Annotated in this window: 10 protein-coding genes; all 10 read left to right on the top strand. The window is 49.0% G+C overall.

What is annotated here, in order from left to right; translation table 11 throughout:
* Nucleotides 1-706 (top strand): sensor histidine kinase (locus tag ABY436_RS16940; protein WP_372740111.1); only part of this gene is annotated, 706 nt, incomplete at its 5' end.
* A gap of 8 nt (nt 707-714) precedes the next feature.
* The gene (locus tag ABY436_RS16935) at nt 715-1,089 is read left to right on the top strand and encodes a response regulator transcription factor (protein ID WP_372740110.1); all 375 of its coding nucleotides are present in this window, start codon (nt 715-717) and stop codon (nt 1,087-1,089) included.
* Nucleotides 1,086-3,332, top strand: a complete 2,247-nt coding sequence (locus tag ABY436_RS16930) for an exonuclease domain-containing protein (protein ID WP_372740109.1) — start codon at nt 1,086-1,088, stop codon at nt 3,330-3,332. Before ABY436_RS16935 ends, ABY436_RS16930 begins: the two co-directional genes overlap by 4 nt.
* A gap of 300 nt (nt 3,333-3,632) precedes the next feature.
* Nucleotides 3,633-3,986 carry a flagellar hook-basal body complex protein FliE gene (gene fliE / locus ABY436_RS16925; RefSeq protein WP_372740108.1) on the top strand — a complete coding sequence of 118 codons (354 nt, stop codon included), beginning with the start codon at nt 3,633-3,635 and terminating at the stop codon, nt 3,984-3,986.
* Nucleotides 3,987-4,016: 30 nt separating this feature from the next.
* A complete protein-coding gene (gene fliF / locus ABY436_RS16920; protein WP_372740107.1) occupies nt 4,017-5,699 on the top strand; it encodes a flagellar basal-body MS-ring/collar protein FliF in 1,683 nt (560 codons plus the stop codon).
* Complete coding sequence (fliG, locus tag ABY436_RS16915) at nt 5,689-6,693, top strand: flagellar motor switch protein FliG (protein ID WP_372740106.1); 1,005 nt, start codon at nt 5,689-5,691, stop codon at nt 6,691-6,693. Before fliF ends, fliG begins: the two co-directional genes overlap by 11 nt.
* A gap of 9 nt (nt 6,694-6,702) precedes the next feature.
* Nucleotides 6,703-7,515 carry a FliH/SctL family protein gene (locus ABY436_RS16910; protein WP_372740105.1) on the top strand — a complete coding sequence of 271 codons (813 nt, stop codon included), beginning with the start codon at nt 6,703-6,705 and terminating at the stop codon, nt 7,513-7,515.
* A gap of 25 nt (nt 7,516-7,540) precedes the next feature.
* Nucleotides 7,541-8,848, top strand: a complete 1,308-nt coding sequence (gene fliI / locus ABY436_RS16905) for a flagellar protein export ATPase FliI (RefSeq protein ID WP_372740112.1) — start codon at nt 7,541-7,543, stop codon at nt 8,846-8,848.
* A complete protein-coding gene (gene fliJ, locus ABY436_RS16900) occupies nt 8,845-9,294 on the top strand; it encodes a flagellar export protein FliJ (RefSeq protein WP_372740104.1) in 450 nt (149 codons plus the stop codon). Before fliI ends, fliJ begins: the two co-directional genes overlap by 4 nt.
* 167 nt (nt 9,295-9,461) lie before the next feature.
* A partial coding sequence (locus ABY436_RS16895; protein WP_372740103.1) for a hypothetical protein occupies nt 9,462-9,786 on the top strand: 325 nt, incomplete at its 3' end.

The raw sequence follows: 9,786 nt of genomic DNA, 5'->3' as shown, positions 1-9,786 counted from the left end.
GGACAGCCTTAAAGATGATTTCATGTCATCGGTCACCCATGAGTTGCGCACGCCGCTGACATCGATTCGCGCCCTGTCCGAAATTATGCTGGATGATGATGAGATGCTACTGGAGCAGCGTCAGCAATTCTTAAGCATCGTAGTGGCAGAAACCGAGCGCCTGAGTCGTCTGGTTAATCAAGTTTTGGATATGGCAAAAATTGAGGCCGGACACGCGGAATGGCGTGAAAGCGCAGTGGATATGGTTCAGTTGGTTCAGCAAGCGGCCGGCAGTATGTCAGAAAGTTATCGTGAGCGTGGTGCCGTGTTGACGGTGCAGGGAGATTCGCAGGTACAAACAGTGCAGGCTGATTCAGATCGGTTGATGCAGGTGATGCTGAATTTGTTGTCCAATGCCGTCAAGTTTGTCCCACAAGATAACGGCCGGGTTGGGGTGACCATTAGTGATACGCCAGAGGGTGTCACGGTTGCGGTACAGGATAATGGTCCCGGTATTGCAGCGGAACAACAATCACAAGTGTTTGATAAATTCCGTCAGGTCGGGGATATGGATAATCACCCACAGGGGACAGGTCTGGGCTTGCCGATTAGCAAGCAGATTATTGAGCACTTTGGTGGTCGATTGTGGCTGGAGTCGGTAGCAGGGGAAGGTGCTTGTTTTAGTTTCTTTATACCCAGATTGACAGATAATAAATCTAAGGAGTAATACCCGTCATGAGTATCAAAATACTGATCGCAGATGATGAGCCTAACATTTTGATTTCTCTGGAATACCTTATGAAGCGTGAAGGTTTTGAGGTGTTGGTGGCGCATGATGGCCAGGAGGCGTTGGATATGGTTATTTCCGAACAGCCCCGGTTGGTCTTGCTGGATGTGATGATGCCGAAAAAGACCGGACTGGAAGTGTGTCATGCGATACGGGCTATCCCTGAGCTGAGCGATATAATTATTCTTATGCTGACGGCAAAAGGGCATGATACTGATGTCGCCAAAGGGATGGCGATGGGGGCGAATGATTACGTGATCAAACCGTTTTCCACAAAAGAGCTGGCGCAAAAAGTTAAAGATATGCTGGGAATGGGCGCATGAGAAAATTTGATTGGCGGATTGCGGTCGGTGTTGGTGTTATTGGTGTGCTTTGTCTGCTCTGGTTGTTGCTGACCGGTGGGCTGATTTGGGCAGCACTGGAGGAAGCTGAACGGGCGGCAGTAGTCACAGCAGTAGGACCGCGGGCGCTATTACTGATTATGATGTGGGCCGTATCACTGGGCGTGGTCGCGGTAGTGCTACAACGCCTGATTGGGTATTTTATGACCGCGCCGGCACGGCTCGCAGAAGAGGCGCAAGTGTTATTGGGCACGGATGTGAAACGTCAGTTAAAACCCAAAGGCAGTCCTGAAAATCAGCGTTTAACAGAAGTGATTAATCAACTGGTCGGCCAGCGTGAACAGCTGCGTACCGAGATGACAGAGCGGGTAAAGGAGGCCAGTCGTAATACCGAACTGGAAAAAAGCCGTTTGGCCGCGCTGATGTCGGAACTGACCAAAAGCGTGGTGGTGTGTAATCTCGATGGGCGCATCCTGTTATATAATCACCGGGCACGTTCACAATTTCGCGCCTTATCGAAATCCCCAACGGTAGCGGGTGGTCTGGAGCTGATAGGCTTAGGTCGTTCCATCTACAGTGTGCTCGACCGGAAGCTGGTGACACATGCGCTGGAAAATATTCAGCATCGTTTACAAGGTGGTGCGCCGCATCCGTCGGCGCAGTTTGTCACCACGACCCAGAGTGGGCAATTACTGCGAGTGCAAATGACACCGGTGCGGGCAGTTCCTGAAAATATTATCGAGCCATCTAAACCTGAATCTATAACTGAAGCTGAAGCAGAGCCCGGAGCTGAAGTGCAGTCTGGCGACGCTCAGGCACAATCAGAGCTGACAGGCTTTGTTTTGTTGCTGGAAAATATTACTCATGATTTTGAAGCAGATTCAGAAAAGGACCGGGTGTTATTTGGTCTTACTGAAGGCAGTCGTGCCGGGCTGGCGAATGCGCAGGCAGCCGTTGAAGTATTGGAGTACCCCGATTTGGAAACCGATATGCGCGAGCGTTTGCTGGGCGTTATTCGCGAGGAGATACAGGGCCTGGGTAAACGGATTGATGAGTTACAGGCATCTTCAACGCATAACCTACGCTCACGCTGGCCATTGGAAGACATGCTGGGGAGTGATTTAGTCGAGGCTGCGTCACGTCGGATTGAGGCGGCATTACCCTTGCAAATGGTATCTGCTGAAATGGACACGGCGCTTTGGCTGAAGGTAGAAAGTTTTTCATTATTACAGGCATTGGTACATTTGGCCGGGCGCGTTCATGAGGTGAGTGGCGTTGGTGAGATGTGTTTACGTCTGGGGGAAGTGGATACACGTGCCACACTGGATCTGGTGTGGTCAGCAGCAAGCATGGATACTCAGGATTTGCTGAACTGGGATCAGGAGCAGATCCGGGTAGGAGATGAAACTCTGTCGCTGACTGTTCATGATGTGGTGAGCCGTCATGATGGTGCATTCTGGTTTGAGCGTGAAGAGTCAGGATCGCGGATGTTTTTCCGCTTCCTGCTACCGATGGCTAATCCGCAGGAAGCCCTGGCCGCCGACACTTTTCAGCACAGCGGCAGCCGCCCGGAGTATTATGATTTTGATCTGTTTAAAACTTCTGCACAGGGCAGCGCTTTCGAGGATTGTTTGCTCAGTGAGCTGGCCTATACCGTGTTTGATACTGAAACCACCGGCTTAGATCCGGCAGGTGGCGATGAAATTATTCAGGTTGGCGCGGTGCGGATTGTGAATGGTAAATTGCTACGCCAGGAAACCTTTGAGCAACTGGTTGATCCTAAACGTCACATCCCGGCGATCACCATTCCGATTCACGGTATTACACCGGACATGGTAAAAGGTCAGCCGGATATAACACAGGTATTACCTGCCCTGCATGCTTTTGCGCAAGATACCGTGCTGGTGGCGCATAATGCGGCTTTTGATATGCGCTGCTTACAGGTCAAAGAGGAAGCAACGGGTGTCGTATTTGATCAACCCGTCATGGACACCTTATTACTGTCAGCCGTGATACATCCGCAGCAAGAATCCCATGGGTTGGAAGCGATTGCAGAGCGCTTCAATGTTAATGTGATAGGCAGGCACACCGCGCTGGGAGATGCGCTGGTGACGGCTGAAGTGTTTTTGAAGTTACTGCCTTTGCTGGCAGAGCAGGGGATATTAACAGTGGGGCAGGCACGGGAAGCCGCTCAAAAGACTTATTATGCGCGCCTGAAGTATTAATTGCCTATTGGAATTTAAAGCATCGCGGCAGCTGTCCAGGTGTTTATTATTCGTCCTCGGGTAATAGGTGATGTCATTAGAGTGGCATTAAGCTATGTACATTTAAAGTATGGGAATCCACCTGAAGAGGGATAAATCAAACAAGAAAACGAGCCGCTGGCTCGTTTTTTGCATTCTATAAGCGTATTAAGGTGCGATAAAGAATAAGTGTCATAATAATGACGTTATAATTGTCTGATGCAGTTGTTTAACCTTTATTGTTTTATATAATGTCAATAAATTGCCATATTGGGGCGTAAGATGATTGAGCGAACTGACATAAATAGTGTACTTATGCAGATGAGAGCGTTGAAAGCAGACGCCCAGCAGGGTATTGCCCATGTCGAAAAACCGTCATCTTTGAAATTGGATTCAGTACGCCCGGTTGAGAGTGAAGGTTTTGGCGACCTCCTTAAAAACGCCATTGATAAGGTTAATGATACGCAGATGGAAGCGAGCCGCATGGCAACCGCTTTTGAACAAGGAGATCCTCGGGTCGAACTGACACAGGTTATGATTCAGTTGCAGAAGGCCAGTGTTTCTTTTGAGGCGATGACTCAGGTGCGTAATAAATTGGTTGCCGCGTATGAAGATGTGATGAAGATGCCAATTTAATAATGATAAAAGATTTGGCTGAGCTGTTTTATGGATAACAATACTATGACGTTGCAAACAACAGGCGGTGGGATGATGTCTGGCTTTAATAAGCTGACAATCGTGCGCCAGTTTGGCCTGATGATCGGCTTGGCAGCAAGTATTGCTATCGGTTTTTCTGTGGTTTTATGGTCAAAAGCTCCCGACTATCGGGTGCTGTTCTCTAATCTGGAGTTTGTTGATGCTAACCAGGTAATAGAACAGTTGAGGCTGTACAACATTCCTTATAAGTTCGAGGGGGATGGGCGCGCTGTGCTGGTGCCGGAAGAGTATGTGCATCAGGCAAGGCTGAAGCTTGCCTCTGAAGGTTTTACTGTTGATAAAACGGTTGGCTTTGAGTTGATGGACCAGGATCAGGGGCTGGGCGCCAGTCAGTTCATGGAAAATGCCCGTTACCGGCGCGGTCTGGAAGGTGAGCTGGCGCGTACGATCACCAGTATGATTGCTGTCAGGAATGCGCGTATTCATCTGGCTATCCCCAAAGACACGGTCTTTGTCAGAGATCAGCGAAAAACCAGCGCGTCTGTATTTTTAGAATTGTTTGCGGGGCGTAAGCTTGATCGTGGCCAGGTTGCCGCGATTGCTAATTTGGTGGCGTCTTCCATTCCCATGCTTGATGTGAAAGATGTGACGGTGGTAGATCAGCGCGGGCAGTTGCTAAACTCCCGGGATGAAGATGGTGATGTGGTTCTGGCGGCTAAGCAGTTTGAGTACTCCAGGAAAGTCGAAGAAACCTTGCTGAATCGCGTCAATAGCATATTGCTGCCTGTTGTCGGACAAGGGCGGTTTCGGGCAGAAGTTTCTGCTGAGATTGATTTTACGTCAGTAGAGCAGACGGATGAGTTGTTTAATCCGGATTTGCCTGCACTGAGAAGTGAACAAACGGTTGATGAGAACAAAGTCGGCGTTGCATCATCTGAAGGTGTTCCCGGTGCGTTATCTAATCAACCGCCAGGGCCGAGTGCGGTGCCCGAAGTGGCTGGGGGTGCAATAGGTAATGCAGGAAGTGCAGTCGTACCCGGGAGTAATCGTAAACAAGCGACACGTAATTTCGAACTGGATCGCTCCATTTCTTATACAAAGCATCAGAGCGGACGTGTTGGGCGATTGTCAGTCGCAGTAGTGGTTGATGACCTGGTTGCGATCAATAGTGAAACAGGTGAGTCTAGCAGAACTCCCTGGACAGAGAATGAGCTGCAAAGGCTGAGAATACTGGTTCAGGATGCCGTGGGTTATGCTGCTGTCAGGGGAGATAGTGTCAATGTTATTAACTCTCCCTTTGTTGTTGAGCAACCCTTCGTGCAGGAAGAGGTCCCGATCTGGATGGAGCCGTGGGTGTGGGATGTTGCAAAGCAGGTTGGCGCTATTCTGTTTGTTTTATTGATGGTGTTTGGCATTCTTCGTCCTGTCTTAAAAAGTCTGACCTCTACAGGTAAAACGGTTGCCGGGGCTAAGGATGAGGATGTCGGCGATGTTGCTGCTGAGCTTGAAGGGTTGGATGGTGGTGTGGTCGCCGATGATAAAGTGACTTTCGGTGAGCGTGGGGATAGTTTGCTGCCAACACCCAATGAAAGCTTTGAATATCAACTTAATGCGGTGAGAAGCATGATTGCTGAAGATCCTGCGCGTGTTGCTCAGGCGATAAAACAGTGGCTTGGTAAAGATGAGCGCTGATACCGAGCTAACGGAAATTGAAAAAGCTGCCATCTTGCTTATTAGTCTGGGTGAGGAGGATGCGGCAGAAGTGCTTAAACATCTGGGCCCGAAGCAGGTGCAACTGATCGGTGAGGCGATGTCGCAGCTTGATAATGTTCCTCAATCGCGGGTAGAGGGTGTCGTCTCTGATTTTATGCACCTGGTCAGTGATCAGACCGGAATCGGTATCAACAACGATCGTTATATTCGAGCTATGCTTAATCAGGCATTGGGTGAAGAAAAAGCAAAAACCCTGCTTGACCGGATACTCATGAGTACTAATACATCCGGCCTTGATACCATGCGCTGGATGGAGCCAAGGCAGATTGCAGAAACGATCCGTTTTGAGCATCCGCAAATTCAGGCGGTGATTGTTTCTTATCTTGATCCGGATCAGGCGGCTACCGTGCTGGGATTTTTTGATGATAAGGTGCGTTTAGATATCGTGATGCGTGTGGCGGCATTGGATCGTATTCAGCCGCAGGCGCTTCAGGAACTTAATGATATGCTGGAAGGGCAGTTCAGTACGGCGCGTTCTGGTCAGTCGAGAACCCTGGGCGGTGTGAAGCAAGCATCTGAAATTATGAATTTCATTGATAGCGCAATAGAAGCTGAGTTGATGGAGGGTATTCGCGAGGTTGATGATGGCTTGGCGACTCAGATTCAGGACCTGATGTTTGTCTTCGATAATTTAATTGATGTTGATGACAGAGGGATTCAGGTTATTCTTCGTGAAGTGACTACTGATGTGTTGATCATCGCATTGAAGGGTGCTGAAACAGCATTGCAGGAAAAAGTTTTCAAAAATATGTCTAAGCGTGCTGCCGAGTTGCTCCGTGATGACCTTGAGGCTAAAGGTCCGGTGCGCGTCAGTGAAGTTGAGGAAGCACAAAAAGAGATACTCACGGTTGCGCGACGACTGGCTGATGAAGGTGAGATCATGCTCGGTGGTGGTGGCGAGGAGATGCTCTAGGTCGTTTTTATGAAGTCATCAGATAATTTACCCTTTCGTTTTGATTCTGCAGAGCTGCAAAAGCCTCTGGGAAGCTGGTTGCTTCCCGAAGTTAATGGACTGCATACCGTCGGCTTTCATACGAAAGCTGCTAAGCCCAAAGCGGCTGAAATTACCGTTGTAGATGAGGAAATTTTCGCTGAAAAAGTGACATTGTCCGAGCTTGAGGAGATTCGTGAGCGTGCTTACGAGGAAGGTTTTAAAGCGGGAGAGGTCGCAGGTAATGAAGCGGGGCAGCTAGCGGGTGATCAGCGAGGTTATGCTGAGGGTCTTGAGCGAGGTAAAGCAGAAATTGATCAGCAACTGGTGAAGCTTGAAGGCCTGCTGCAGGCACTGGATCAGCCGTTGCACTCGCAGCATGATCAGATCGCTGCCTTAGTGGTGGAGCTATCTGCTCACATTGCTGAAGTAGTTACGAAACAGCAGGCGTGCGAGTATGAAAGTATCATTCAGGCTTCAGTAACTGAAGCGATCGCGCAGCTACCTAAGCAATCGGGGGAGTTGCTCATTACTGTTAATCCGCAGGATATGAGTGCATTAGCCTCGCTGGCCGAGAAGCACCAAGACCGATGGCGGTTGCTTGAGGATGCGGAGTTATCACCGGGAGGCTGCAGGGTATCTACCGATACGAGTGTGGTTGATTACTGTATGGAGTCCCGTTTTAGTGACGTTATAAAGCAATTGAAAAACAGACTGGCCGTATCGCATGGATTAAATGCTGAACATGCTTTGTCTGCTGCTGATGCACTTTTGGATAGTGAGAAGGGTGATGAGTCAGTTTGATTTGTCGCAGACTGTTCGGGGGCTGATGAGTCCGGCTTTGTCTGCGCCGGGTCCGCGAATCGAAGGTCGTATTACCCGTTTAATTGGTTTAACCATTGAAGCGGTTGGTTTGCAGGTGGCGGTTGGCGATAATTGCTTAATCGTATTGTCCTCCTCGCATGAAATTGAAGCTGAGGTTGTTGGCTTTTCCGGCGATAGAATTTATCTGATGCCTTTGCATGCGGTAGAAGGGCTCTCTGCAGGTGCAAAGGTTGTTCCAATGGGCGCGGGAAGAGGCGTTCCTGTCGGTTTCGGCTTACTGGGGCGGGTGTTAAATGGCGTAGGCGAGCCGCTTGACGGAAAGGGGCCGCTAAACTGCCAGCAGACGGCCACGCTGGCGGGTGAGATCATTAATCCTCTTGCTCGATTTCCTATCGTTAATACACTCGATGTTGGTATTAAATCGATTAACGCGCTTTTAACGGTCGGTAAGGGGCAGCGGTTAGGTTTATTTGCCGGTAGTGGTGTGGGTAAATCTGTGCTGTTGGGTATGATGACGCGAGCGACTGAGGCTGATATAACAATCGTAGGCCTGATTGGTGAGCGTGGCCGGGAAGTAAAAGAGTTTATAGATCACAATCTGGGGGCTGAAGGTTTAGCCCGCTCCGTTGTTGTGGCTTCACCGGCTGATGACTCTCCATTGATGCGTTTACGAGCTTCGCAGCTGACAACCCGTATTGCCGAGTATTTTCGGGCGCAGGGTAAAAGTGTTCTGCTACTGATGGACTCGTTGACACGCTATGCGCAAGCGCAAAGGGAGATAGCGTTAGCGATAGGTGAGCCGCCCGCTACAAAAGGATATCCGCCATCGGTATTTGCTAAGCTACCCAAGCTGGTGGAGCGTGCCGGAAATGACGCCACTGGCAAGGGCTCTATTACCGCATTTTATACCGTATTAACCGAAGGTGATGATCAGCAGGATCCTATTGCTGATGCTGCGAGAGCAATTCTGGATGGGCATATTGTATTGTCACGGCAACTGGCAGAGCAGGGGCATTATCCTGCGATTGATGTTGAAGCGTCTATCAGCCGAGCGATGCCACAAATTGTTGATCAGAATCATTTGGCCACCGCTATGCGTTTTAAGCAGTTATACTCTAAATATCAGCAAAATGCGGATCTGATCTCTGTCGGTGCTTACGTCAGAGGGAGTGATCCGGGAACCGATTTTGCGATTGAGAGAATGCCAACGATGAATCAATTTCTGCAACAGGGTTTAACGGATGCTTTTGCTGTTGATGAGAGTCTGAAAATGCTGACAATCGCACTACAGCCTAATGAGCCGTCCAGATGAGTCAGAAAAAACGATCAAGCCGTTTAAAGGTTGTGTTGGATCTGGCTGAGAAGCGAAAAAAAGACGCTGAACGTTTTCTTGCCGAGCATATTCAGAGGGTGGAGTCGGATAAGCAGCAGTTATTACAGCTGGAACGGTATTTGTCAGAGTATCAGCAGTCCTACCGGCAAGCGAGTGCGCAGGGCCTGTCTGTTCATAAATTACTCAACTACCAAGCATTTATGAATAAAATATCGGTTGCCATTGAGCAACATAAAAAATCGATGTTAATGAATCAGAAGCAGTTAGCGCATGTGAAACAACATTGGGCGCAAATGCATGGTAAATATAAAGCGATAGACTCACTGATCGTTAAGGCGCTTGATGCTGAGGCTAAAGTGGTCGATAAAGCGTTACAGAAACAATTGGATGAGCGCTCCCAGCTAAATAAGATTAATTATATCTAAGCTTCTATATACCTAAGATTCTAAATATCTAAGCTTCTAAAAATCAAAGCTCCTCGCTCGTATTGTAAATTCACCGCTGGTTTATCTACCGTTATTAGTTGGCCTTGATCTTGCTCTGGTTATATTAATGTCAATATCAGTAGTAGATTTGAATGGTGGAAAATGGAATGGCCTCTCAACTGACTCAGCTAAATATCCTTCTTCAGCCGTCCGGTGTATCGGCCGGTGTAAAAAGCTCTCTTTTATCCGGTGGAGCTTTGGCTAGCGGTTCACTACCTGCTGCAGTCTCATCAGAATTCAGTGCGTTGCTGAAAGAGATGGGCGTTGGAAGTGGTGCTAATGGGGCTGCTGCTGGGGCCAGGGCTGAGACTGGAGTAGAGGTAAAGGTGGAGAGTGGCCCGGTATTGCCGGTTACCCAAGAGGGCATTAATTTGCCTTTGGACGGACAGGAATTGCCATACCTGGCTGCGTTGCCGCCTTCTTCGCCTGCTC

Origin of the sequence: Neptunomonas sp., from assembly GCF_041601355.1 — a bacterium.
In the GTDB taxonomy this organism is placed as follows: domain Bacteria; phylum Pseudomonadota; class Gammaproteobacteria; order Pseudomonadales; family Balneatricaceae; genus Neptunomonas.
The sequence above is the reverse complement of the archived record's forward strand: the minus strand, read 5'-3'. Positions and strand labels throughout refer to the sequence as shown.